The organism is Pseudomonas sp. E45-MNA-CIBAN-0222, from assembly GCF_040310405.1.
In the GTDB taxonomy this organism is placed as follows: Bacteria; Pseudomonadota; Gammaproteobacteria; order Pseudomonadales; family Pseudomonadaceae; genus Stutzerimonas; species Stutzerimonas stutzeri_AC.
This window is the reverse complement of sequence record NZ_JBEOPU010000026.1, coordinates 1-22,663: the sequence shown is the minus strand read 5'-3', so window position 1 is coordinate 22,663 and position 22,663 is coordinate 1. Positions and strand designations below refer to the sequence as shown.

The window sequence follows — 22,663 nt, the reverse complement described above, 5'->3', positions numbered from 1 at the left end:
TGAGAGTAGGTCATCGTCAAGCTCTTATCCCAAACCCCCGATCGGAGAAATCCGGTCGGGGGTTTGCTTTTGCGCGTGAGAAAGTATCAAGCTGCCGGGCTAAAGGCTGACACATGCACTGACGTGCCTCCGACCGTTTACTAGGCAGGCCGGCTGCAGCCAGCAGCTCACATGCCGGGTGAGGTCGGTAAACGGGGCGAGTAGGTAGTCCCGCCCGGCCTTTCGGTTATTCCCGCTGCCCCGATTCGAGCATGGTTTCCGGACGAACCCACTGATCGAATTCCTCGCTGGTCAGATAGCCGAGTTCCATTGCCGCTTCTCTCAATGTCGTACCCTGCCCGTAGGCCTTTTTAGCAATTTCAGCTGCCTTGTCGTAGCCGATATGGGGATTCAGCGCTGTTACCAGCATAAGTCCGCGCTCTAGATGCTCCGCCATGCGTGCCGGGTCCGGTTCGAGTCCGGCAATGCAATGAGTGTTGAAATTGCGGCATCCATCGGAAAGGAGTTGAATCGATTGAAGCAGGTTGTGAATGATCACCGGCTTGAACACGTTCAGCTGTAAATGCCCTTGGCTGGCGGCAAAGCTGATGGTCATATCGTTACCCATCACCTGACAGGCAAGCATCGACAATGCCTCGCACTGGGTCGGGTTAACTTTGCCCGGCATGATCGAACTCCCAGGCTCGTTGGCGGGTAACCGTATCTCTGCAAAGCCTCCGCGTGGGCCTGAGCCAAGCAGGCGAAGATCATTGGCCAGCTTCATCAAGGCTACAGCCAGGGTCTTCAATGCACCGGACAGAGCTACCAGCGGCTCATGTCCCGCCAATGCAGCGAATTTATTGGGCGCAGATACGAACGGAAGGCCCGAAAGCGCTGCAAGCTCCGCTGCAATGGCTTCGGCGAACCCGTGTGGGGAGTTCAGGCCGGTTCCTACGGCAGTACCGCCCTGCGCCAGTTCGTACACGGCCGGTAGGGACTGACGAATCGTGCGTTCGGCAATGTCCAGCTGGGCAACGAAGGCCGACATCTCTTGGCCAAAGGTGATCGGAGTGGCATCCATCATATGGGTGCGTCCGGTCTTGATAAGTTTGCTGTGCCGGACCGAGAGCTCTGCTAGACCGCCAGAGAGTTCCGCTAGCGCGGGAAGCAGCTTGGCATGGACCGCTTTGGCCGCAGCGATGTGCATTGCTGTCGGGAAACAGTCGTTGGAGCTTTGAGCACGGTTCACATGATCATTGGGATGAACGGGAGACTTGCCCCCGCGCGTGCCGCCAGCGAGCTCGTTGGCGCGACCCGCGATGACTTCGTTGACGTTCATGTTGCTCTGCGTGCCGCTGCCGGTTTGCCAGACCACTAGCGGGAACTGATCGTCGTGCTGTCCATGCAGGATCTCGTCTGCGGCTTGTTCGATCAGGCGAGCCACATCGGGCGGCAGGTCACCAATCCGATCATTCACCCGTGCTGCGGCTTTCTTGATCAAGGCCAGCGCGTGTAGCACTTCGATCGGCATGCGCTCCGTGCCGATTTCGAAATTGCTCAGTGAACGTTGCGTCTGGGCACCCCAGTAAGCCTGATCCGGTACTTCGACTGGTCCCAGGCTGTCGGTTTCTGTACGCGTCATGAAATGCTCCTGCTCGATAGTACTGGTTAGGGTGCCTTGCGGTGCCGGCGGTTCCCCTAACGTACCGCTCGCGGCTTGAGGCATTGGAACTCCCGGCGCAGAATGTGTCCATTGATGGCTACCTATAGCCTGCCCAAGGGATTTCCAATGCCAACGTTTCGGACTCAGGCCTTGCGCTCTGCAATGCTGTTTATCTGTATCAGCTCATCGGCTTTGGCCGATAATGCGAGTCACGCTGGGAGTGCAGAGCGGTTCCTGCAGCTAGCTAATGCTGATCGGCTCGCGGTACCCGTATATGCCCAGGTGCAGCAGATGTTCGCGCAACGATTCGCCGAGGCCCAGGCGCCTGAAGATAAGAAAGCGATGCTCGAGCGTTACCAGGCCCAGGCCAACACGGCGCTGGACAAGGCCATAGGTTGGGACAAGTTGAAACCCGATCTGGTCGCCCTTTACACCAGCCATTTTTCCGAAACCGAGTTGAATCAACTGATCGACTTCTATCAGTCTCCTCTGGGCAAAAAGATGCTCACGAAGTTGCCTGAGCTTAATGCGCGTTCTGCTCAGCTCACCCAGGTCAAGCTGGAGGGTGCCGTGCCGGAAGTGAACAAGTTGCTGGCCGACATGACGGCCGAGCTCGAAAAACAGAAGCCTTGAGAGACCCAGGTAATGAGCAAAATCGATTCGATCCAGAATGCTCTGCAGGAGGCCCTGCAGCCCGAACACCTCGAAGTGCTCGATGAAAGTCACATGCACAGCCGGGGACAGGAAACCCACTACAAGGCAGTGATCGTCAGTCCGCGGTTCACCGGCCTGAACTCAGTCAAGCGACATCAGCAGGCTTACGCAGCGATGGGCGAGCTGATGCAACAGGTCCATGCTCTGGCGCTGCACACCTATACCCCAGAGGAATGGGCGCAGCAACGCGCGGTTCCGGCGTCCCCAGTATGTGCTGGCGGGCATAAGTAGGAGCGGCACGCAGGACCGCTCAGGGCGTTCTTTGTTAGACTTCCCGCTCGCGCCGGCCCACGCCGGCGTTCTCGTTTGTATCGGTCCACCCTTTACGCGGGTGACCACTGGTGGAAGCACTCATGACACGAAGAATCGTTGTGGCAGCGCTTTACAAGTTCGTATCGCTGCCTGATTACATTGCCCTGCGCGAACCCCTGCTCGAAACCCTTATGCACAACGGCATCAAGGGCACGTTATTGTTGGCGGAGGAGGGCATAAATGGCACGGTGTCCGGTACACGCGAGGCCGTCGATGCACTGCTCGAATGGTTCCGCCGCGATGCCCGCCTCGCGGATATAGACCACAAAGAATCGTACTGCGATGAGCAGCCGTTCTATCGCACCAAGGTCAAGCTGAAGAAGGAGATCGTCACGCTCGGCGTCGAGGGTGTGGATCCGAATCGGCGGGTTGGGACTTATGTCGAGCCGCAGGACTGGAACGCGCTTATCGCCGATCCGGAAGTGCTGCTGATCGACACGCGTAACGATTATGAAGTAGCAATCGGTACGTTCGAAGGTGCGGTCGACCCGAAGACCAAATCGTTCCGAGACTTTCCTGACTACATCAAGGCTCACTACGACCCGGCAAAGCACAAGAAGGTTGCGATGTTCTGCACCGGCGGCATTCGCTGCGAGAAGGCGTCGAGCTATATGCTTGGTGAGGGCTTTGAGGAGGTTTATCACCTCAAGGGCGGCATCCTCAAGTATCTGGAGGAGGTGCCGGAGACGCAAAGTCGCTGGCAGGGCGACTGCTTCGTGTTCGATAACCGGGTGACCGTACGTCATGATCTCAGTGTCGGCGAGTTCGATCTATGCCATGCCTGCCGTGCTCCGCTATCCGTGGAAGACCGGCAATCGGAGCACTACGCTTCGGGTATCAGTTGTCCGCATTGCTGGGATACGTTAAGTGAGAAGACGCGCGCCGGCGCTCGCGAACGGCAGAAACAGATTGAGCTGGCGCGTCAGCGCAATCAGCCACATCCCATCGGCCGCGACCCGCGCAAACTAGACCGCTGAGCCAACTGGCTGCTGCGCCAGCCTGCCATTGGAGTATCGAAGTGGCCCGACTGATCTATGTAATGGACCCAATGTGCTCCTGGTGCTGGGGCTTCGCCCCGGTAATGCAGGCGCTGGCCGAGCAAGCCGAAGGGCAGGGCGTATCGCTCGGGCTGCGGGTCGGCGGCTTGCGCCGTGAAAGGGGCGTGATGGATCAGGCCGGGCGAGAGCGCACGCTGTCCTACTGGCAAGCTGTGCACTCTGCGACGGGGCAGGCGTTCGATCTGGAGCAGGGTTTGCCTGAATCATTGGTATACGACACCGAGCCGGCCTGCCGGGCCCTTGTCGCGGCCCGCGGCCTCGACGAGTCGCTTGTCTGGCCGCTGTCGTTGCTTATGCAGCAGGCATTCTACGAGCACCGGCGCGACGTGACTCAGCCGTCAGTGTTGGTGGAGCTGGCCGAGACAGCAGGGCTATCGCGGAGCAAGTTTGCCGAGCGTTACGACGACCCTGCGACCAAGGCGGATACCGCGGCTGACTTCACCTGGGTGGAAAATCTGGGCATCGCCGGCTTTCCGACCTTGCTGGCCGAACATGAGGGGCAAGTAGCGCTGGTCACCAATGGCTATCAGCCTCTGCTAGCTTTGGCGCCGCTTTTGGCTCGATGGCTGGAGCGCAACGCCCATGGCTGACCAACTCAGCTGGGCGGAGATTCGCCGCCTCGCTCTGCACCATCGCAAGGCCTTGATATTGGCAAATCTGGTTGCCGTGCTGGCGACGCTCTGCAGCGTACCGATTCCGTTATTGCTGCCGTTGTTAGTCGACGAAGTGCTGCTCGGTGCGGGTGACTCCGCACTACAGGTCATGAACCGCTTTCTGCCGGCCAGCTGGGAAAGTGCAGCGGGTTACATCGGTCTTATGCTGGGCGTCACGTTAGTGTTGCGCGCCAGCGCGCTGGTGTTCAACGTGCTGCAGGCGCGTCTGTTCGCGCGATTGTCCAAAGATATTGTCTATCGCATTCGCATACGCCTCATTGAGCGGCTCAAGCGCATTGCCCTGGCCGAATACGAAAGTCTCGGCGGCGGCACGGTTGCGGCGCATCTGGTCACAGATCTGGAGACCATCGACAAATTTATTGGCGATACGCTCAGTCGCCTGCTGGTGGCTGTGCTGTCGATCATAGGTACGGCAGCCATATTGGTGTGGATGCACTGGCAGCTGGCGCTATTGATTCTGCTGTTCAATCCGTTGGTGATCTACGCAACGGTGCAGTTGGGTAAGCGAGTGAAACACCTGAAAAAGCTGGAGAACGACAGCACGTCGCGCTTCACGCAGGCGCTGACCGAGACCCTCGATGCTATTCAGGAGGTGCGCGCCGGTAACCGTCAGGGATTTTTTCTCGGCCGTCTGGGGCTGCGCGCACGGGAAGTGCGCGACTTCGCGATCGCCTCGCAGTGGAAGACCGATGCGTCCAACCGCGCCAGTGGATTGTTATTCCAGTTCGGTATTGATGTTTTTCGTGCCGCCGCGATGCTCACCGTACTGTTTTCAGATCTGTCGATCGGTCAGATGTTGGCGGTGTTCAGCTACCTCTGGTTCATGATCGGCCCGGTGGAACAACTGCTGAGCTTGCAGTACGCCTTCTACGCTGCAGGCGGCGCGCTGGGGCGGATCAACCAGTTGTTGGCAAGGGCGGACGAGCCGCAGTATGCCGGTGGTCGCGACCCTTTCGCCGGTCAGACGACGGTCGCGATCGAAGTGCGTGGCTTGCAGTTCGCTTATCAGGATGAGCCAATTCTCGAAGGACTCGACCTCAGCATCGCGCCAGGCGAAAAGGTCGCTATCGTCGGGGCCAGTGGTGGAGGAAAAAGCACACTGGTGCAGTTGCTATTGGGTTTGTATCAACCGCAAGCCGGGCAGATCCAATTCGGTGGCGTGCCACTCGAGGACATCGGACTCGGTACCGTACGTGACAATGTTGCGGTGGTACTGCAGCACCCGGCACTGTTCAACGACACCGTGCGAGCCAACCTGATGATGGGTCGTGAGCTCGACGATGAGGCTTGCTGGCGTGCTCTGGATATCGCTCAGTTGGCGGACACGATTCGCCAGTTGCCTAAGGGGCTCGACAGCATCGTCGGGCGGTCCGGCGTACGCCTGTCCGGCGGCCAGCGGCAGCGCTTGGCCGTCGCGCGAATGATCCTTGCCGAGCCGAAAGTCGTGATTCTCGACGAAGCCACGTCGGCTCTGGATGCGGCGACCGAGTACGCCTTGCATCAAGGGCTCAACCGTTTCCTTCAAGGTCGCACTACCCTGATCATCGCTCATCGCTTGTCGGCGGTGAAGCAGGCAGATCGGGTACTGGTATTCGATGGTGGCCGTATCGCTGAAGACGGCGATCACCAGCAACTCATTGCCGATGGTGGGCTTTACGCTCGGCTCTACGGGCATCTGCAGCACTAGCTAGCGGCACGCATGTTGTGCCTGACCAGTGAGTAGGTTTTGGCAGACGCGACCGAGCCGCGAACTGGTGTCGCCCGTCAAATGGTTGAAAAGCAACGCGCACCGCTGGCCCAGACGTTTGATATTCCGTCCGTCAGCTCTAAAGCGCCAAAAATATCCGGCTGGAACACTCAACTATTAGCAATCTCTGCCGACTTCCAAATCGTGCCTCTTTTTGTGGAAGCTTTCTGATGGAACCAGTGCTGAATTTATTTACCAATCTCTCGGTCGGCAAAAAGCTCATCGGTGGTTTCGGCCTAGTGCTGTTGCTCACGCTCGGCGTAGCCAGTACCGGATTCATTGCCGTCGACGAAATTCTTGGCCGCGCGCAGCAGATCGAGCAGCTGTCTAGTGTCAACGCATCCATCCTGGCGGCGCGTGGTGCGGAGCGTGATTACGCTTTGACCCGTCAGCCGTCTTCTGCCGATGCGTTGCATACGTCGCTGCAGCTGCTCAACGAGGAACTATCCGGCTTGACGGCCAGCTCCAGTGCAGCCGAGCGCGCTTACTTGACTCGGATAAGCCAGGCTGCGCAAGAGTACGGGCAACAGTTCGACCGTTACATGCAGTTGATCGAACGCGGTGTGGCACTGCGTACGCGGATGCAGGACGCTGCACAGGTCAGTCGTGAAGAGTTTGAGTTCATCGAACTGGATATGTACGACGCGGTGCGGGTGTTGCGCTTGGAGGGTGATCGGCTCAAGGGCAGCGACCCCCTTACCGTCGCAGAAGCGACTTCCGGCCTGACCAAGCAGGTTCTGGACATGCGTACCCTGGAGAATGTCTTCGTCGCCAACAGCTCTGACGAAGCGGCCACCAGCTGGAGCGACCTGCACGGAAACGTGACCACCATCGGCAGCAACCTGAAGATCTGGCTGAACGACGACCAAAAGGCGTCCATGGACAAGGCGTTGGCCGAGCTCGACCAGTACCGGTTGGCCTTTGACGAGTTTCGTCAGAACCGTGGTGAGCGGCTCGCGCTTGAACGGTCGATGGCCCAGCAGTCGGAAGTGGTAATAGGTGCCGCCGATGAGGCGCTGGCCAACGCCAGCAAGGCCATGCAGCAACAGCGCAGCAGCAGCTACATGCTGCTTGGCGTGATCGGTGCGCTGGCAATCCTCGTTGGGCTACTTGCTGCCACATTGATCTCGCGAATGATCGTCGGGCCGCTTCGCAGCACCGTTCAACAGGCGCAGCGGGTTGCCGGTGGTGACTTGACGTACTCTGAGGCAAGCTCACGCCGTGACGAGGTCGGGCAGCTGCAGAATGCCATGCACGGAATGACTGGAAGCCTGCGCAACCTTATCGGTCGTATTGACGGCGGTGTCAGCCAGATTGCGTCCGCTGCCGACCAGCTGTCAGCCGTGACCGCTCAGACCAGTGCTGGTGTACAGACCCAGCGGGTTGAAACCGAGCAGGTGGCCACGGCGATGCATGAGATGGCCGCTACAGTGCAGGAGGTCGCACGCAACGCCGAGCAAGCGTCTACGGCTGCCCGTCAGGCGGACCAGCAGGCACGCCAGGGAGATCTGGTGGTGCAGGATGCGGTCAAGCAGATCGGTAACCTGGCGGGGGAAGTGGATCATTCGGCCCATGCGATCGAAGCGTTGCACGCCGAAAGCGGGCGCATCGGTAGCGTGCTCGAGGTAATCCGGGCTGTCGCCGAGCAGACCAATCTGCTGGCACTCAATGCGGCCATCGAAGCGGCCCGTGCTGGTGAGCAGGGCCGTGGCTTTGCGGTGGTGGCCGACGAGGTTCGTGCATTGGCGCGGCGCACCCATGATTCCACGGAAGAAATCGAAGGGCTGATCGCAAATCTGCAGCGGGTTGCGCAGCAGGCTGTTGAGCAGATGCAGACCAGTCGCGATCTTACGCAACGCACCGTGGGTCTGGCCAATGAAGCCGGTGTCGCGCTGGGGCGAATCACTGAATCGGTGTCCACCATCGAGCAGATGAACCAGCAGATTGCTGCCGCGGCCGAGCAGCAGAGCGCTGTAGCGGAGAACATTTCCGAAAGCGTGACCCGCGTGCGGGATATCGGCGACCAGAGCGCCAGCGCTACGGAACACACAGCCAGCGCCAGCGCTGAGTTGGCACGGCTGGGTCTGGAACTGCAGGAGCTGGTTCGTCAGTTCCGCACCTGATGCTCGTAGGGAGGCAGCCGGCTCGAACCCTTCGAGCCGCTTACTCAGCGATTACCGTTCAGCTCAGCTGCCCAGGCCGCCAGGGGGAGCGCTGGTTCCTGTTGCCAGATACGTTGCCACAGGCTGACCAAGCGGCTCATGTCGCCCCGGTTGGCCGGCAGTCGTTCGGGCTGCGCGATAAGCTGCCAACCTTCGGTGGCGCGCTCCGCAAGCGGGAAGCGGAATGGATGAAAGCCGGTCATGCCCAGCCGCAAATCTGTTACCAGCAGCTGATTGCCATCCACGTCATAGCGAAGCACGTCCCCGGTAAACCACCTCAATCGCTCGTGCTGCTCTGAGTCACTCAGTTTGGCGGCCAGATGAGCGTTGCGCGGCAGGCGCACCAGCACCGGAGGTGCGTCGTCCCACCAACTGACCAGCGTTTCATAATAGTGCTCGCCATCCACCAGGATCACCCGCCACAACAGGCTGTTGAAAGGCGTCGGCGTGCTGAACATCTGCTCTGCATTGATGCCCTGACTGGCCATAGTCGCCTCTACACGATGCTCAGCCATCTGCTTGCCGGCCAGGGTAAAGCCGAGATAGCAGGTGGAGATGACCAGCGCGTAGGCGGGCCATCTGGCGGTGCGCCCGCGCAGTCCGAACAGCAAACCCACCAGCACTGCGACGAGCAGGGGCACGCTGTAGAGCGGATCGATGATGAATACACTGGACCAGGCGATTGGTGGTGTCGTTAGCGGCCAGAGCAGCTGCGTGCCATAGCTGGTGAACGCATCCAGGAGCACATGGGTGATCAGTACCAGCCAGAGCGTCAGGAAAAGACGCGTGCCGGAATACCCCAGGTCCGGCCGGAACCTCCTGACCAGCCAAGCCAATAGCACGGCTACCAGGCTCAGAACGAACAACGAATGGCTGAAGCCACGATGATAGGTCATGTTAGCGACCGCATCGCCGTAATCGATGACCACATCGAGGTCCGGCAGCGTGCCGAGTACGGCACCATAAACGAGGGCCTTGCGGCCCTGCCAGCGTCCGAGCATCGCGCCCTGTACGCTGGCGCCAAGTAGGGCCTGGGTAATCGAGTCCATGGATTTATCCGTAGAAGCGGGGCTTTACCTTAGCCGAACAGCGTGCGGCTTCAGGTGGGCAATGTTCTAAAAAGTGTGTCGGTGACGCACAGGGCATAGGACAATCATCAGCGCCCATCGTCCGTCGTGAGCTTTCATGCTGGAAATTTCCAATACCGTGCAGCTGCCCGATACCGAAATCGAGCTGACCGCCATACGCGCCCAGGGTGCAGGTGGGCAGAACGTCAACAAGGTATCCAGCGCCTTGCACTTGCGCTTCGACATTCAAGCGTCTTCATTGCCGGCGTTCTACAAGGAGCGGCTGCTGGCGCTACGTGACAGCCGAATCACCACAGATGGGGTTGTGGTTATCAAAGCGCAGCGTTATCGAACCCAGGAGCAAAATCGCCTCGACGCGCTGGAGCGGCTAGCGGAGCTGATTCGCAGCGTGGCCAAGGTGGAGAAGGCGCGCCGTCCGACCAAGCCGACGCTTGGCTCCAAGAAGCGCCGGTTGGAGGGCAAGAGCAAGCGTGGTGCGATCAAGGCAGGGCGCGGCAAAATCGAATTCTAACCGCCCCTTGGACTCCATGGTCCCGCCTCGCTGGGTTTATAGGGTGCCTGTTCGTGGCGAAGCTGGCTCTTCGTGAGCAGCCGGATGTTCGTCGACCATCTCGGGCTCATCGGAAACTGGCGCAGTTTCAACTTCCGGCGTGTCAGGCATCAGCTCCAACACCGTGTGGCTGGTACGCAGCATTGGCGTGAAATGGCCGTGCGGTTCGGTCACCAGATCCACTACGCGGCGCGGGCGCCAGAACGAGTAGATCGCAAGAATGCCCAACGTCACCGCGAAGAACAGTGGCAGCGCGATGGCGCCAAACAGGTGCATCAAGCCACCTGCGACTACTGGCCCGAATGCTGCGCCGAAACCGTTGGCCAGCAACAGGCCGCTGGAGCCGGATAGGATCTCGTCCGGATTCAGCTGGTCGACCATTTGCGCCACAGCAATCGAGTAGATCGAAAACGCTAGCCCGCCCCAGAGGAACATCAGCCCCAGCAGCAAAGAGCCCGCGAGAATTGGTGTGATGATCAACGCCAGCACCGCGGCGATCGCCACCACCCAGAGCAGCACCACGCGCCGGTCATGTTTGTCCGAGAAGAGCCCGATCGGCCATTGCAGCACTGCACCGCCGAGAATGGTGATGCTCATCAGCAGGCCGACGCCGGCGGCATCGAAACCGACCTGGCTCGCATACACCGGCGCCAGGCCCCAGAAGCCGCCCAGTGTGAGCCCGGAAATACCGGCTGCCATCAACGGCAGCGGAGCGATACGGGCCAGTTGCAGCAAGTCGGTGGCCGGCATGTCCGGCAGTGCGGGTTGCGCCTGGCGGGTCAGGGTGATCGGCATCAGCGCGCTGCTGATGAGAATCGCCGCCAGCGCGAACAGCGTGAAGTTCATCGGCGTGTCGAGGCTCAACAGCTGTTGAGCAGCCGCTAGCGCGCCGAGGTTAACCGCCATGTACAGAGCAAATACCTGGCCGCGCTTCTCGCCGCTGACCTGAGCGTTCAGCCAACTTTCGATAACCATGTACAGCGTGACCAGCGAAACGCCGTAGAGCACCCGCAGTACCAGCCATACCCATGGGTTGACGATCAGCACGTGCAACAGCACGGCCACTGCCGCCAGCGCAGCATAGAAGGCAAAGGTGCGGATATGGCCGATACGGCGGATCAGCGATGGCGCGAGCCAGGTGCCGATCAAGAAGCCAGCAAAATAGCCGGACATCAGCAGACCGATCAGACCGGTCGAATAGCCTTCGGCAACGCCGCGCAGTGTAAGCAGGGTATTGAGCAGTCCGTGTCCCAGCAGGAGCAGTGCCACGCCAGCGAGCAGGGAGCTGATAGGTGCAATCAAGGTTTTCATCGGTAACACCCTAAATAACGAGATAGCTGAAAACAAGTCGCGGCGCGTTTTGTATTGTGAACGTCGGAAGGCAACTGTTTGGTTTAAGAGAGCTGGATTGAAGTGCTGGGTAAGCGAGCGACATCACGCTGCTGCTATCGGGTAGAGCACGTCTTTCAGCACTGCCTGGCGAGGGTGTTCTCCAGCGGCGCTGCGTGTCGTACGGCCAGATTTAATAGCTGCACCGCCTCGGCTACAGCCTGCCGATCCAATGCGCCGTCTAGCGAGGCAGCCGCCTGTTCGAGGATTGCTTGAGCGTGGCGCAGGATTACGCGCTCGTCCTCGGCGTCCGTCGCACTGAACAAAAGGTTCTTGCATGCCTGAAGCAAGGTCAGCAGCACCTGCAGATCCTCTTTGCCGTAAGCGCGCAGCGAGCCGAACGCCAGCAGGAGCATCTGATGCAGATCGAGCTCGCTGAGGAAGATCCGTGGCGCGCCTTGCTCGGGGGCGACATCGTGGTCCGGCAACTTCATTCGTTCGCTGAGCAGCACGCCCATCATGTCGATCGCCTTGATCGCCGTTCCCGGATCGTTGATGCCCGGGCTTAGCGCGCGCACGGCAATCTCGATGATCTGCTTGAAGCCGAAGAAGAAATGCCGGTGGGCGTATTCCTCGACGTAAAAATCGAAACAGTCGAGCAGTTGCGCCACGCAGCGTTCGTCCAGCTCGCGGTTCAGTCGTATCAGTGGGTGCCCAGGCATGACGAAAAAGCCGTAGTGCACCTGCACAGTCATGCAGGCGTCCTGTTCGTCGAGCAGCGCCTGCGCGGCAGAAATGTTCAGTGCCTTGAAATAGCCGGAGCGCCGCGCCCGGATGATCTGCCAACCGCTGTCGTCCGGCCATTCTGCGACCTTGCAGTGCTCCAGTCGCTCGATGCGCTGTTGCAGCTGGGCATGGGTTTGCTTGTAGACGCGGCTGAGGATGAAGTCGACCTGGATCGATAGAGAAATGGAGCGGATGAAGTAAACGAACAGGCACAAACAAATGACGCCGAGGCCAAGCGCCAGGAAGATGCCCAGGCTCGGTACGTTGATATCGTCGCCTTCCTGAATCGTCGAGATCAGCATCAGTGAGTTGATGATCGTGCCGAGGTAGACGCCGAGCACCACCTGATGACTGCGGCTGCTGATCAGCCCGGGAATGACCCGCGGCGACAGGGACGAGGCGGCCGAGTTGAGCACCACCATCACCATCGAGAAGCTGAATACCATCAACGAGATGATGCCGGCGACCAGCGTCCCGAGAATCAGGCGCGCGTTCTCAGCGTTCTTAACCAACCCCAGGTCCAGATCTTCTTTGTATGACTGCAGCCATGTCATCTCAAGCACGATGGACACGATGCACAGGCCGGCGAGGCCAACGGCTATTAGCGTGGGGTAAAACGCGATGCTGCCGGTTACCCGGTGATACAGGCGAAACAGCCTGTTGGTGAGTGCGGACATTATGGCTCCCTGCGATGGTCCGCCGAAGCGGGGCTACCCGCCTTTCGGCAGCATCCGGAGCGTAACGTTCGCTCAGACCTTGTCGCTGGGGACCAGGGTTGCGATCAGCGCACGCACGCTGCCGGGCAGCGCGTCCAGTTCGCGAACCAGAATGCTGCGCTCGCGCACAGCCCAGGGTTCGTCCAGTGCCACCAGCGCAAGCTGCATGGTGCGGCTGTGCCGCCTTGCCGCAGATTCAGGAATGATGCCGATACCCACACCGGCCTCGATCATCCGGCACACCGCTTCGAAGCTGGAGACCTGGATGCGCAGCGATAGCTGACCACCGAGTTTTTCCACCTGATCGCGCAGGAAGGTCAGCAGCGTGCTGCCTTCGTGCAGGCCGATGTGCTGATAGGCCAGCGTCTGGCGCAGCGTGAGCTGTTGCTCGCCTGCCAGCGGATGGCCGATCGGCACGGCAAGCAGCAGGCGGTCGGTGCTGAAGTGCAGCACCTGCAGGCCCTCGGCGCGTACCGGCCCGGCGATGATGCCCATGTCGGTGCTGCCGTCGAGCACGCCACGGACGATGTCGCGGCTCAGCCTTTCCTGCAGGTCCACCGTGACGCCGGGGCGCTCGGCAAGAAAGCCCGCCAGCACTTCCGGCAGAAATTCGGTCACCGCGGTGGTGTTGGCGAAGATACGGATATGTCCGGCCGAATCGGTGCCGTATTCGGTGAACTCGCTCTTCAAGTAATCGACCTGACGCATGATCAGCCGCGCGTGCTGCAGCAGCTTGTGTCCGGCCGGCGTCAGCTCGACACCGCGGCTGTCGCGGTAGAGCAGGCGGCTGTCGAGCTGGCTTTCCAGTGCTTTGATGCGCGCGCTGGCTGCTGCCGGCGACAGATGGGCACGACGCGCGCCCTGGGTCAGGCTGGGGGATTCGGCGATATGAATGAACAGACGCAGGTCGGCCAGATCGAAATGCATGCTTGATACCGGTACTTGGAACGGCGTTCAGCTTATCCGAACGCTGGTGTCGGTAAATACAAATTCACGGAACGCCGCCTTCGTAGCATTCTCCAGCGAAACAAAGACAAAGACCGGAAGCCGCAATGACCGATATCTCTGCCTGGATTGGCCGCAGCGAAGAAGTGCATGACCAGCTCAGCCGCAACCTGCTGATGCGCATCGCCGCCACATTCGGCGAAACCACCCCTGCCCATGGCGAGGCCTTGCCGCCGTTGTGGCAATGGTGCTTCTTTCAGGAGCCCATCGCCGAGAGCGGCCTGGGCGAGGACGGTCACCCGGCGCGCGGCGGCTTCCTGCCCCCGGCCGATAACCGCAACCGCATGTGGGCCGGCGGTCGGGTCGAGTTCCTTCGTCCTCTGGAAGCCGGTGGCGAGGCGCGGCGGGTATCGACCATCAAGCACATCGAGGAAAAACACGGTCGCACCGGCGCGCTGCTGTTCGTCACCGTGCAGCACGACTACCTGCAGGACGGCCGTCTGGCCATCCGCGAAGAGCAGGACATCGTCTACCGTGAGCCGAGCCCGCCGAAGACCAGCAGCGGCGAACCCATGGTCGCCGGTGGCTGGCGCGAGGCGGTAACGCCGACGCCGACGCTGCTGTTCCGCTATTCGGCGGTCACCTTCAACGGCCATCGCATCCATTACGACTGGCCCTACGTCACCGAGACCGAGGGCTACGCCGGTCTGGTCGTTCACGGCCCGCTGATCGCCACGCTGAACCTGCGCGCCTTTTGCCGCGCCAATCCCGACGCCCGTCTGCGGCGCTTTGCCTACCGCGGCTTGCGTCCGCTGGTGGTGCCACAGCAATTCGAAGTAGGTGGCCGCATCGTCTCGCCCGGCAAGGCTGAGCTCTGGGCAGGCGATCACAACGGTCTGGCGCAGAAGGCCGAAGTGGAATTCGAGTGAGCTGTATGGCGGGACTCCGCCCCCTCACCCTAACCCTCTCCCCAAGGGGGCGAGGGGACTGCATCTGCGGGGTGGTCAGGGGCGCAGGTGATAGTCGTCCCGCGGAAGAAAGTCTGGTGAGCCTCAAGCTGAGTGCGCTACCAGGCAGTCCAGCCAAACGCGAATGCAGCCCCCTCTCCCGGAGGGAGAGGGGGCTGGGGTGAGGGGGAGAGGCAAGCCACTCGACATCGCCCGTTTTCTGAGGAACTGAGATGAACCCGAACAAGACCGAAGAACTCAACGCCATCCGCGAAGGCGTGCGCGCCCTCTGTGCCGAATTTCCCGCCGAGTACTGGCGCAAAGTAGACGAGGAGAAAGGCTTCCCGGAAGCCTTCGTCACCGCCATGACCGAAGCCGGCTGGCTCTCGGCGATGATCCCGGAAGAATACGGCGGCTCGGGCCTGGGCTTGGCCGAAGCCTCGGTCATCCTCGAGGAGGTCAACCGTTGCGGCGGCAATTCCGGCACCGTCCACGGCCAGATGTACAACATGTTCACCTTGCTCAGAAACGGCAGCGAAGAACAGAAGCGCTACTACCTGCCGAAGCTGGCCAGCGGTGAGCTGCGCCTGCAGTCCATGGGCGTCACCGAGCCGACCACCGGCACCGACACCACTAAGATCAAGACCACTGCTGTGCGCCGGGGCGACAAGTACGTCATCAACGGGCAGAAGGTGTGGATCTCGCGCATCCAGCACTCCGATCTGATGATCCTGCTGGCGCGCACCACGCCGCTGGCCGAGGTGCAGCGCAAGTCCGAGGGCATGTCGATCTTTCTCGTCGACCTGCGCGAGGCCATCGGCAACGGCCTGACCGTGCAGCCGATCGCCAACATGGTCAACCACGAGACCAACGAGCTGTTCTTCGACAACCTGGAAATCCCCGCCAGCAGCCTGATTGGCGAGGAGGGCAAGGGCTTTCGCTACATCCTCGACGGCCTGAATGCCGAGCGCACGCTGATCGCCGCCGAGTGCATCGGCGATGGCCGCTGGTTCGTCGAGAAGTCCGCGCAGTACGCCCGCGACCGTGTGGTGTTCGGCCGGCCCATCGGGCAGAACCAAGGCGTGCAGTTCCCCATCGCCGAAGCGCATATCGAGATCGAAGCCGCGGACCTGATGCGCTGGCGCGCCTGCGAGGAATACGACGCCGGCCGCAACGCCGGCGCGGCGGCCAACATGGCCAAGTACCTGGCGGCCAAGGCCAGCTGGGAGGCCGCCAACGCCTGCCTGCAGACCCACGGCGGCTTCGGTTTCGCCAACGAATACGACGTCGAGCGCAAGTTCCGCGAGACGCGGCTGTACCAGGTGGCGCCGATCTCCACCAACCTGATCCTGTCGTACGTGGCCGAGCACTTGCTCGAGCTGCCGCGCTCGTTCTAACGGAGCCAGACTTAGCGTGGAAAACGGCGAAGCCTTTTCCACGCATATCGAACAGGCGACACGGGTGTGGAAATGCTTCGCGATTTCCACCCCTACAAAAAAGGGAAGTGCGTCATGAATATCAGTCATCTCGACCACCTGGTGCTGACCGTCGCCGACCTCGAGGCAACGATCGACTTCTACACCCGCGTGCTCGGCATGCAGGTGGTGACCTTCGGCGAAGGGCGCAAGGCGCTGGCCTTCGGCAACCAGAAGATCAACCTGCACCAGGCCGGGCGCGAATTCGAGCCCAAGGCCGAGCGGCTGACCCCGGGTTCGGCGGACCTCTGCTTCATCGTTGCCACACCGCTGGCCGAGGTGATCGCCCACCTCCAGGCGCAGCAGGTCGCCATCGTCGAAGGTCCGGTGCAACGCACCGGCGCGACCGGACCGATCCGCTCGGTGTACCTGCGCGACCCCGACCAGAACCTCATCGAACTGTCCAATCCGTTAGAGAATCCGCTGGAGCCCAACGCATGAGCCAGCACACCCGTGCCCTGACCGAATTCCTCGCCGGGCTTGCCTACGAGCAGATCCCCGAGCCGGTGCTCGCCCGCACCGAAGACCTCTTTCTCGATTGGCTCGGCTCGGCCCTGGCCAGCGCCGGCTCGCATCCGATGCCGCTGTTCGAGCGTTACGCGCAGAAGATGGGTCCGGCCGACGGGCCGGCGCGCATTCTGGTCAACGGCCAGAGCAGCTCGGCCTATTTCGCTGCGCTGGTGAATGCTGCCAGCTCGCACCTGGTGGAGCAGGACGACCTGCACAACAGCTCCGTGCTGCACCCGGCCACCGTGGTGTTCCCCGCTGCGCTGGCGGCGGCGCAGGATCTCGGCAAGTCCGGCCGCGAGCTGCTGGTGGCGTCGGTGGCCGGCTACGAGGCGGGCATCCGCATCGGCGAATTCCTCGGGCGTTCGCACTACCGGATCTTTCATACCACGGCGACCGTCGGCACCCTGGCCGCCGCGGTGGCTGTCGGAAAGCTGATGAACTTCGACCAGCATCAGTTCACCCACCTGCTCGGGAGCGCCGGTACACAGGCCGCCGGACTGTGGGAGTTTCTTCGTGACGCAGCAGACTCCAAGCAGCTGCACACCGCCAAGGCGGCCGCTGATGGTCTGCTCGCCGCGTACCTGACCGCAGATGGCCTGACCGGCGCGCAGGACATCCTCGAAGGCGAGCAGGGCATGGCTGCCGGCATGTCCAGCGATGCCGACCCGAGCAAGTTGTCCGACCGCCTCGGCAGTCGCTGGGCGCTGGCGGAAACCTCCTTCAAGTTCCACGCCTCCTGCCGGCATACCCACCCGGCGGCCGATGCGCTGCTGGCGCTGATGCAGCGCGAAGGGCTCGGGGCCGATGACATCGCGTCGGTCACCACCCGCGTGCACCAGGGCGCGATCGACGTGCTCGGCCGCGTGACGGTGCCGCAAACGGTGCATCAAGCCAAATTCTCTATGGGCACCGTGCTGGGGCTGATCGCCCTGTACGGCAAGGCCGGCCTGACCGAATTCCACAGCCATGCGCTCAGCGACCCGCGCGTCGGCGAGTTCCGCGAGAAGGTCTCGATGACGCTTGATCCCGAGGTGGACGGCGCCTACCCGGCACGCTGGCTCGGTCGCGTCGAAGTGACCACCGCCGATGGCCGCACGCTGCACGGCACCATCGACGAACCCAAGGGCGACCCGGGCAACACGTTGAGTCGCGCCGAGCTGGAGGACAAGTTCCGCCGCCTGGTGCAGTTCTCCGCGGCGCGTAGCGTTGACCAGGCGGGCGCGCTGATCGATACGGTCTGGCGCCTGCGCGAGCTGCAGCGGCTGGACGCATTGGCCTGAACTGAATCGTAGGGTGGATGACGGCGAAGCCTCATCCACCAATGTGGCGCCAGAGCTCCAGGGGCTGGAACAAACGCGTGGAAATGGCTTCGGCGATTTCCACCCTACGCCGAATTTGCAGGAAACAAACATGACCGATACCCAAGCCAATATCGCCGCTCGCTGGAATCACGTGGTCAGGCTCGTAGGGTGGGCTTCAGCCCACCACAGGAAACACGCTCCGGCGGGCTGAAGCCCACCCTACTAGAAGCGGAACCGACGGCGAAGCCTCATCCACCAGAACAGCACCAGGGTTGCAGAGACTTGAACAGACGCGTGGAAAAGGCGTTGCCCTTTTCCACCCAACGCCGAATTTGCAGGAACCGAACATGAACGACACCCAAGGCAAACCCCGCCCACTCGATGGCATCACCGTGGTCAGCCTCGAGCACGCCATCGCCGCGCCGTTCTGCACGCGCCAGCTGGCCGACCTCGGCGCACGGGTGATCAAGATCGAGCGGCCCGGTGCCGGCGACTTCGCCCGCGGCTACGACGAGCGGGTCGACGGGCTGGCCTCGCATTTCGTCTGGACCAACCGCTCCAAGGAAAGCCTGAGCCTGGACGTGAAGCAGGACGCCGCTGCCCAGGTCCTCGACCAACTCTTGGCCAAGGCCGACGTGCTGGTGCAGAACCTGGCACCGGGCGCCGCGGCGCGCATGGGGCTCTCCTTCGAGGCGCTGCACGAGCGCTTTCCGCGACTGATCGTCTGCGACATCTCCGGCTACGGCGAGGGCGGCCCCTACGAACAGAAGAAGGCCTATGACCTGCTGATCCAGAGCGAGGGCGGCTTTCTCTCCGTCACCGGCGGGGCGGGTGAGACCGAGATGGCCAAGGCCGGCTGCTCCATCGCCGATATCGCCGCGGGCATGTACGCCTACACCGGCGTGCTCTCGGCGCTGATGCTGCGCGACAAGACGGGCGAGGGCAGCCGCGTCGACGTTTCCATGCTCGAAAGCCTGGTGGAATGGATGGGCTACCCGCTGTATTACGCCTACAAGGGCGCAACACCTCCGCCGCGTGCCGGCGCCGCCCACGCCACCATCTACCCCTACGGCCCGTTCCCCACTGGTGACGGCGGCACGGTGATGCTCGGCCTGCAGAACGAGCGTGAGTGGCTGGCGTTCTGCGACAAGGTGCTGCTGCAGCCGGAACTGGCGCAGGACGAGCGCTTTTCGAGCAACGCCCGGCGTTCGGAGCATCGCACCGAATTGCGTGCGCTCATCGTCGAGGCGTTCAGCCGCCTGAGCGCCGAAGAGGTGATCGTCCGCCTGGATGCCGCGGCCATCGCCAATGCGCACGTCAACGACATGGCCGGTGTCTGGGCGCATCCGCAGCTGGAGGCCCGCCAGCGCTGGAGCGAGGTGGACAGTCCGTCCGGCCGCCTGCCGGCATTGCTGCCACCGGGGTGCAACAGCGCCTTCGCCCCGCGCATGGACCCGATCCCCGCGCTGGGCCAACACACCGATGCGCTGCTCGCCGAACTGGGCTATGCCCCCGGCGACATTCAGCGCTTGCACGAGCAGGGCGCGGTATGAGCGTGCCCAGGAGCCAGCCCATGAACTCATCGATCATCCGTAGCGCGCTGTTCGTCCCGGCGACCCGCCCGGAACGCATTCTCAAGGCGCTGGCGAGCGGCGCCGACGCGGTCATCGTCGACCTCGAGGATGCGGTTGCGGAGAACCTTAAGGCAGAGGCGCGGGGCAACCTCGATGCCTTCCTCGCTGCCAACCCGGCGGCGCGCCTGCTGGTGCGCATCAACGCGCCAACCCATGCCGAGCAGGCCGCGGACCTGGCGCTCTGTGCCCGTCATGCCGGCGTCGCCGGCGTACTACTGCCGAAGGTCGAAAGCGCAGTGCAGGTTGCGCTGGCGGCCAGCTGCGGCAAACCGGTCTGGCCAATCGTCGAAAGTGCCCGCGGGCTGGCCAATCTGGCGGAAATTGCCCACGCCCAGGGTGTCGAGCGGCTGTCTTTCGGCGCGCTGGACCTGGGCCTCGATCTCGGCCTGGCCAACGGCACCGCCGGCGCCGAGCGCATGCTTGACCAGGCACGCTATGCGCTGCTGCTGCAGTCGCGATTGGCCGGGCTGGCAGCACCGCTGGACAGCGTCTTTCCCGACATCAAGAACCCCGAAGGCCTCGCCCGTGCAGCTGCCGACGCGCGTGACATGGGCTTTGGCGGCCTGCTGTGCATCCACCCGAGCCAGGTGGCCGTGGTGCACGAAACCCTCATGCCCAGTGCCGCGGAACTGGACTGGGCGCAACGCATCCTCGCCGCCGGAGCTTCCGGCGACGGGGTTTTCGTGGTGGACGGACAGATGGTCGACGCCCCCGTCATCGGCCGTGCCCGTCGCCTGCTGCAACGTGCCGGGCAAGCGGTGTCCTGACCGCAACGCTTGCCCGCGAAACGTACCAACCGACAAAAACAAGAGCGTACTTCCATGCTGAGTAACAAGCTCAAGGCACTCGCCTGCGCGCTTTCTTTCACCGTCGCCGGGCTGGTGCATGCCGCCGATCCCGTGACCATCAAGTTCGCCCATGTAGTGGCGGACAACACACCGAAGGGGCAGGGCGCCCTGCTGTTCAAGAAACTCGCCGAGAAACGCCTGCCGGGCAAGGTGAAGGTCGAGGTCTACCCGAACTCCTCGCTGTTCGGCGACGGCAAGGAAATGGAGGCCCTGCTGCTGGGTGATGTGCACATGCTGGCGCCGTCGCTGGCCAAGTTCGAGCATTACGCCAAGGCCATCCAGATCTTCGATCTGCCATTCCTGTTCGACGACCTGGCCGCTGCCGACCGCTTCCAGAGCAGCCCGCAGGGCCGGGCGCTGCTGACCGCGATGGAGGACAAGAACATCACCGGCCTGGCCTATTGGCACAACGGCACCAAGCAGCTCTCGGCCAACAAGCCGCTGCGCGAACCCAAGGACGCGCGCGGCCTGAAGTTCCGCGTGCAGGCCTCCGCGGTGCTCGACGAGCAGTTCAAGGTGGTACGCGCCAACCCGCGCAAGATGAGCTTCGCCGAGGTCTACCAGGGCCTGCAGACCGGTGTGGTCAACGGCACGGAGAACACCTGGTCGAACTACGAAAGCCAGAAGGTGCACGAGGTCCAGCCTTATATGACCGCCTCCGACCACGGCCTGATCGACTACATGGTGATCACCAACACCAAGTTCTGGAACGGCCTGCGGAAGACGTGCGCAGCGAGCTGGAAGCGATCATGGCCGAGGTCACCGTCGAGGTTAACCGCCAGGCGGACGAACTCAATCAGAAGGCGCGCCAGACCATCGCCGCCTCCGGCAAGACCGAAATCATCGAGCTGACCCCCGAGCAACGCGCAATGTGGCGCGAGGCGATGAAACCGGTGTGGAAGAAGTTCGAGAGCGAGATCGGCGTCGAACTGATCGAGGCGGCCCAGGCAGCCAACCGCTCCTGACACCAAACCATCCGCCTGAGCGGGGCGCAGTGTGCTCCCGCCCAGGTTCTTATCGGTCAACCGTGCGGCGCCCGTCCAGATGAGACGGGCCTGCTTTTTTTACCCCGACGAACGCTTATGCTGACCGCTCGACCAACGTAAGGAGACGCCGGCATGAGTCGTTATGCCTTTGTCAGCACGCCGGTGCTGGATATCGCTTATCTCGAATGGAATCCCCGTGGCCAACAAGTCGCCGTGCTCGTACACGGCTGGCCTGATTGCGCGGAGAGCTGGACCCAGGTCGCCGAAAGCCTGGCCGCAGCAGGCTACCGCGTGCTCTGCCCGACGCTGCGCGGCTTCGGCCAGACGCGCTTCACTGATCCGCTGACCCCACGCAGCGGTCAGCTCGCCGCGCTGGGCCGTGACCTGCTGAATTTCATCGACGCATTACGCCTCGACCAGCCGGTGCTGGTTGGCCATGACTGGGGCGCACGGGCGGTGGCCAATGCCTGTGGGCTGCGCCATCACGCCGCCGCACGGCTGGTAATGCTCGCGGTGGGCTACGGCACCAACGACCCGAACCAGCACATCTCGCTAAGCCAGGCGCGCAACTACTGGTACCACTGGTACATGGCCACCCCGCGCGGCGAGCAGACGGTAATCGAGGATCGCGCGGCCTTTACGCGGCTGCTGTGGGATACCTGGTCACCGGCCGGCTGGTACGCCGAGGCGGATTTCATCCAGGCGCTGGAGGCGTTCGACAACCCGGACTGGGCTGCCGTGGTACTGCATTCCTACCGGCACCGCTGGGGCTTCGTCGACGGCGATCCGGCCTACGCATCGGACGAGGCGCTGCTGCAACCGGCTCCGGTGCTCGCCGTGCCGACGCTGGTGCTGCACGGCGAGGCCGATACCTGCAACGCACCGGAAACCTCGGCCGGGCGTGAGGCCTTGTTCAGCGGCCCATACCACCGACAGCTATTGCCAGGCGTCGGCCACTTCCCCCAGCGCGAGGCCCCACAGGCGGTGGCCGAGGCGATTCTGCAGTTCTGTCAGGGGGATTGAGGCTGCGCTTACATCGGAAGGGCAAAGAACTACAACTTTTTTCTGGCGTGCGTTGGTTGGTTCTCTTCATTCTGCTTGGCCTGCCGCTCCCGCTTGCACAATTTTTGTGCAGCTCTATACGGTCGGTACGTTATCGACATATTAACCTGGCAAATAAATAGGGCATATTAGATAATCTGTCTCCATGAAAATAGATGCCCGTAAACTCAGCCCCCA

At 62.2% G+C, this 22,663-nt stretch carries 20 protein-coding genes and 2 pseudogenes; 17 read left to right on the top strand and 5 right to left on the bottom strand.

The window, feature by feature from the left end:
* Nucleotides 1-226 precede the first annotated feature (226 nt).
* Nucleotides 227-1,621 carry a class II fumarate hydratase gene (locus tag AAEZ08_RS22120; protein ID WP_058064486.1) on the bottom strand — a complete coding sequence of 465 codons (1,395 nt, stop codon included), beginning with the start codon at nucleotides 1,619-1,621 and terminating at the stop codon, nucleotides 227-229.
* 147 nt (nucleotides 1,622-1,768) lie between these two features.
* Here AAEZ08_RS22120 and AAEZ08_RS22115 point away from each other — a divergent pair, with 147 nt between their 5' ends.
* The 8 genes and pseudogenes from AAEZ08_RS22115 (at nucleotide 1,769) to AAEZ08_RS22080 (ending at nucleotide 8,270) form a co-directional block, all read left to right on the top strand.
* Nucleotides 1,769-2,275 carry a DUF2059 domain-containing protein gene (locus tag AAEZ08_RS22115; RefSeq protein ID WP_036990646.1) on the top strand — a complete coding sequence of 169 codons (507 nt, stop codon included), beginning with the start codon at nucleotides 1,769-1,771 and terminating at the stop codon, nucleotides 2,273-2,275.
* 12 nt (nucleotides 2,276-2,287) lie between these two features.
* Nucleotides 2,288-2,587 carry a BolA family protein gene (locus AAEZ08_RS22110; RefSeq protein WP_003279574.1) on the top strand — a complete coding sequence of 100 codons (300 nt, stop codon included), beginning with the start codon at nucleotides 2,288-2,290 and terminating at the stop codon, nucleotides 2,585-2,587.
* A 122-nt stretch (nucleotides 2,588-2,709) separates the two neighbouring features.
* Complete coding sequence (gene trhO, locus AAEZ08_RS22105; protein WP_036990648.1) at nucleotides 2,710-3,645, top strand: oxygen-dependent tRNA uridine(34) hydroxylase TrhO; 936 nt, start codon at nucleotides 2,710-2,712, stop codon at nucleotides 3,643-3,645.
* A gap of 41 nt (nucleotides 3,646-3,686) precedes the next feature.
* On the top strand, nucleotides 3,687-4,316 hold the full coding sequence (locus AAEZ08_RS22100) for a DsbA family protein (RefSeq protein ID WP_500125134.1): 630 nt from the start codon (nucleotides 3,687-3,689) through the stop codon (nucleotides 4,314-4,316).
* Entirely contained in the window at nucleotides 4,309-6,087 is a 1,779-nt protein-coding gene (locus tag AAEZ08_RS22095; RefSeq protein ID WP_003279579.1) for an ABC transporter ATP-binding protein, read from the top strand. Before AAEZ08_RS22100 ends, AAEZ08_RS22095 begins: the two co-directional genes overlap by 8 nt.
* Nucleotides 6,088-6,126: 39 nt before the next feature.
* Nucleotides 6,127-6,318, top strand: coding sequence for a hypothetical protein (locus AAEZ08_RS22090; protein ID WP_152987349.1), 192 nt, complete (start codon nucleotides 6,127-6,129; stop codon nucleotides 6,316-6,318).
* Nucleotides 6,318-7,412, top strand: a pseudogene (locus tag AAEZ08_RS22085) (HAMP domain-containing protein); the annotation flags it as partial. The gene AAEZ08_RS22090 and the pseudogene AAEZ08_RS22085, both read left to right, overlap by 1 nt.
* On the top strand, nucleotides 7,398-8,270 hold the full coding sequence (locus AAEZ08_RS22080; RefSeq protein ID WP_500125135.1) for a methyl-accepting chemotaxis protein: 873 nt from the start codon (nucleotides 7,398-7,400) through the stop codon (nucleotides 8,268-8,270). The pseudogene AAEZ08_RS22085 and the gene AAEZ08_RS22080, both read left to right, overlap by 15 nt.
* Nucleotides 8,271-8,314: 44 nt before the next feature.
* Here the strand turns inward: AAEZ08_RS22080 and AAEZ08_RS22075 are convergent, their stop codons facing one another.
* Nucleotides 8,315-9,358 carry a metal-dependent hydrolase gene (locus AAEZ08_RS22075; protein ID WP_427703700.1) on the bottom strand — a complete coding sequence of 348 codons (1,044 nt, stop codon included), beginning with the start codon at nucleotides 9,356-9,358 and terminating at the stop codon, nucleotides 8,315-8,317.
* Nucleotides 9,359-9,494: 136 nt separating this feature from the next.
* On the opposite strand from AAEZ08_RS22075, the gene arfB reads away from it, so the two are divergent.
* Nucleotides 9,495-9,908, top strand: a complete 414-nt coding sequence (gene arfB, locus AAEZ08_RS22070) for an alternative ribosome rescue aminoacyl-tRNA hydrolase ArfB (RefSeq protein WP_058064482.1) — start codon at nucleotides 9,495-9,497, stop codon at nucleotides 9,906-9,908.
* Between the two features lie 36 nt (nucleotides 9,909-9,944).
* Here the strand turns inward: arfB and AAEZ08_RS22065 are convergent, their stop codons facing one another.
* The 3 genes from AAEZ08_RS22065 to AAEZ08_RS22055 form a co-directional block, all read right to left on the bottom strand.
* Nucleotides 9,945-11,258 (bottom strand): MFS transporter, encoded by a 1,314-nt coding sequence (locus AAEZ08_RS22065; RefSeq protein WP_427703698.1) that lies wholly within the window; start codon nucleotides 11,256-11,258, stop codon nucleotides 9,945-9,947.
* 155 nt (nucleotides 11,259-11,413) lie between these two features.
* The gene (locus tag AAEZ08_RS22060; RefSeq protein ID WP_003279587.1) at nucleotides 11,414-12,739 is read right to left on the bottom strand and encodes a DUF2254 domain-containing protein; all 1,326 of its coding nucleotides are present in this window, start codon (nucleotides 12,737-12,739) and stop codon (nucleotides 11,414-11,416) included.
* Nucleotides 12,740-12,811: 72 nt separating this feature from the next.
* The gene (locus AAEZ08_RS22055; RefSeq protein ID WP_058064480.1) at nucleotides 12,812-13,705 is read right to left on the bottom strand and encodes a LysR family transcriptional regulator; all 894 of its coding nucleotides are present in this window, start codon (nucleotides 13,703-13,705) and stop codon (nucleotides 12,812-12,814) included.
* 125 nt (nucleotides 13,706-13,830) lie between these two features.
* On the opposite strand from AAEZ08_RS22055, the gene AAEZ08_RS22050 reads away from it, so the two are divergent.
* The 8 genes and pseudogenes from AAEZ08_RS22050 (at nucleotide 13,831) to AAEZ08_RS22015 (ending at nucleotide 22,447) form a co-directional block, all read left to right on the top strand.
* Nucleotides 13,831-14,652 carry an HTD2 family dehydratase gene (locus AAEZ08_RS22050; protein ID WP_371104947.1) on the top strand — a complete coding sequence of 274 codons (822 nt, stop codon included), beginning with the start codon at nucleotides 13,831-13,833 and terminating at the stop codon, nucleotides 14,650-14,652.
* 251 nt (nucleotides 14,653-14,903) lie between these two features.
* Complete coding sequence (locus AAEZ08_RS22045) at nucleotides 14,904-16,067, top strand: acyl-CoA dehydrogenase family protein (RefSeq protein ID WP_102819850.1); 1,164 nt, start codon at nucleotides 14,904-14,906, stop codon at nucleotides 16,065-16,067.
* A 114-nt stretch (nucleotides 16,068-16,181) separates the two neighbouring features.
* Entirely contained in the window at nucleotides 16,182-16,586 is a 405-nt protein-coding gene (locus tag AAEZ08_RS22040; protein WP_500125133.1) for a VOC family protein, read from the top strand.
* On the top strand, nucleotides 16,583-17,935 hold the full coding sequence (locus AAEZ08_RS22035; RefSeq protein ID WP_500125132.1) for an MmgE/PrpD family protein: 1,353 nt from the start codon (nucleotides 16,583-16,585) through the stop codon (nucleotides 17,933-17,935). The genes AAEZ08_RS22040 and AAEZ08_RS22035 overlap by 4 nt, the downstream gene beginning before the upstream one ends.
* A 368-nt stretch (nucleotides 17,936-18,303) precedes the next feature.
* Nucleotides 18,304-19,509: a CaiB/BaiF CoA transferase family protein gene (locus AAEZ08_RS22030; RefSeq protein WP_500125131.1), complete on the top strand. Its 1,206-nt coding sequence runs from the start codon at nucleotides 18,304-18,306 to the stop codon at nucleotides 19,507-19,509.
* 20 nt (nucleotides 19,510-19,529) lie between these two features.
* A complete protein-coding gene (locus tag AAEZ08_RS22025) occupies nucleotides 19,530-20,357 on the top strand; it encodes an HpcH/HpaI aldolase/citrate lyase family protein (protein ID WP_500125130.1) in 828 nt (275 codons plus the stop codon).
* A gap of 54 nt (nucleotides 20,358-20,411) precedes the next feature.
* Nucleotides 20,412-21,403 (top strand): annotated as a pseudogene (locus AAEZ08_RS22020) (TRAP transporter substrate-binding protein).
* 153 nt (nucleotides 21,404-21,556) lie between these two features.
* On the top strand, nucleotides 21,557-22,447 hold the full coding sequence (locus AAEZ08_RS22015) for an alpha/beta fold hydrolase (RefSeq protein ID WP_014820610.1): 891 nt from the start codon (nucleotides 21,557-21,559) through the stop codon (nucleotides 22,445-22,447).
* Nucleotides 22,448-22,663 lie beyond the last annotated feature (216 nt).

Excerpts from the sequence above, each read along its gene's own strand:
- AAEZ08_RS22120 (WP_058064486.1), bottom strand. The coding sequence starts at position 1,621 with ATGACGCGTACAGAAACCGACAGCCTGGGACCAGTCGAAGTACCGGAT.
- AAEZ08_RS22115 (WP_036990646.1), top strand. The coding sequence starts at position 1,769 with ATGCCAACGTTTCGGACTCAGGCCTTGCGCTCTGCAATGCTGTTTATC.
- AAEZ08_RS22110 (WP_003279574.1), top strand. The coding sequence starts at position 2,288 with ATGAGCAAAATCGATTCGATCCAGAATGCTCTGCAGGAGGCCCTGCAG.
- trhO (WP_036990648.1), top strand. The coding sequence starts at position 2,710 with ATGACACGAAGAATCGTTGTGGCAGCGCTTTACAAGTTCGTATCGCTG.
- AAEZ08_RS22095 (WP_003279579.1), top strand. The coding sequence starts at position 4,309 with ATGGCTGACCAACTCAGCTGGGCGGAGATTCGCCGCCTCGCTCTGCAC.
- AAEZ08_RS22080 (WP_500125135.1), top strand. The coding sequence starts at position 7,398 with ATGCACGGAATGACTGGAAGCCTGCGCAACCTTATCGGTCGTATTGAC.
- AAEZ08_RS22075 (WP_427703700.1), bottom strand. The coding sequence starts at position 9,358 with ATGGACTCGATTACCCAGGCCCTACTTGGCGCCAGCGTACAGGGCGCG.
- arfB (WP_058064482.1), top strand. The coding sequence starts at position 9,495 with ATGCTGGAAATTTCCAATACCGTGCAGCTGCCCGATACCGAAATCGAG.
- AAEZ08_RS22065 (WP_427703698.1), bottom strand. The coding sequence starts at position 11,258 with ATGAAAACCTTGATTGCACCTATCAGCTCCCTGCTCGCTGGCGTGGCA.
- AAEZ08_RS22060 (WP_003279587.1), bottom strand. The coding sequence starts at position 12,739 with ATGTCCGCACTCACCAACAGGCTGTTTCGCCTGTATCACCGGGTAACC.
- AAEZ08_RS22055 (WP_058064480.1), bottom strand. The coding sequence starts at position 13,705 with ATGCATTTCGATCTGGCCGACCTGCGTCTGTTCATTCATATCGCCGAA.
- AAEZ08_RS22050 (WP_371104947.1), top strand. The coding sequence starts at position 13,831 with ATGACCGATATCTCTGCCTGGATTGGCCGCAGCGAAGAAGTGCATGAC.
- AAEZ08_RS22045 (WP_102819850.1), top strand. The coding sequence starts at position 14,904 with ATGAACCCGAACAAGACCGAAGAACTCAACGCCATCCGCGAAGGCGTG.
- AAEZ08_RS22040 (WP_500125133.1), top strand. The coding sequence starts at position 16,182 with ATGAATATCAGTCATCTCGACCACCTGGTGCTGACCGTCGCCGACCTC.
- AAEZ08_RS22035 (WP_500125132.1), top strand. The coding sequence starts at position 16,583 with ATGAGCCAGCACACCCGTGCCCTGACCGAATTCCTCGCCGGGCTTGCC.
- AAEZ08_RS22030 (WP_500125131.1), top strand. The coding sequence starts at position 18,304 with ATGAACGACACCCAAGGCAAACCCCGCCCACTCGATGGCATCACCGTG.
- AAEZ08_RS22025 (WP_500125130.1), top strand. The coding sequence starts at position 19,530 with ATGAACTCATCGATCATCCGTAGCGCGCTGTTCGTCCCGGCGACCCGC.
- AAEZ08_RS22015 (WP_014820610.1), top strand. The coding sequence starts at position 21,557 with ATGAGTCGTTATGCCTTTGTCAGCACGCCGGTGCTGGATATCGCTTAT.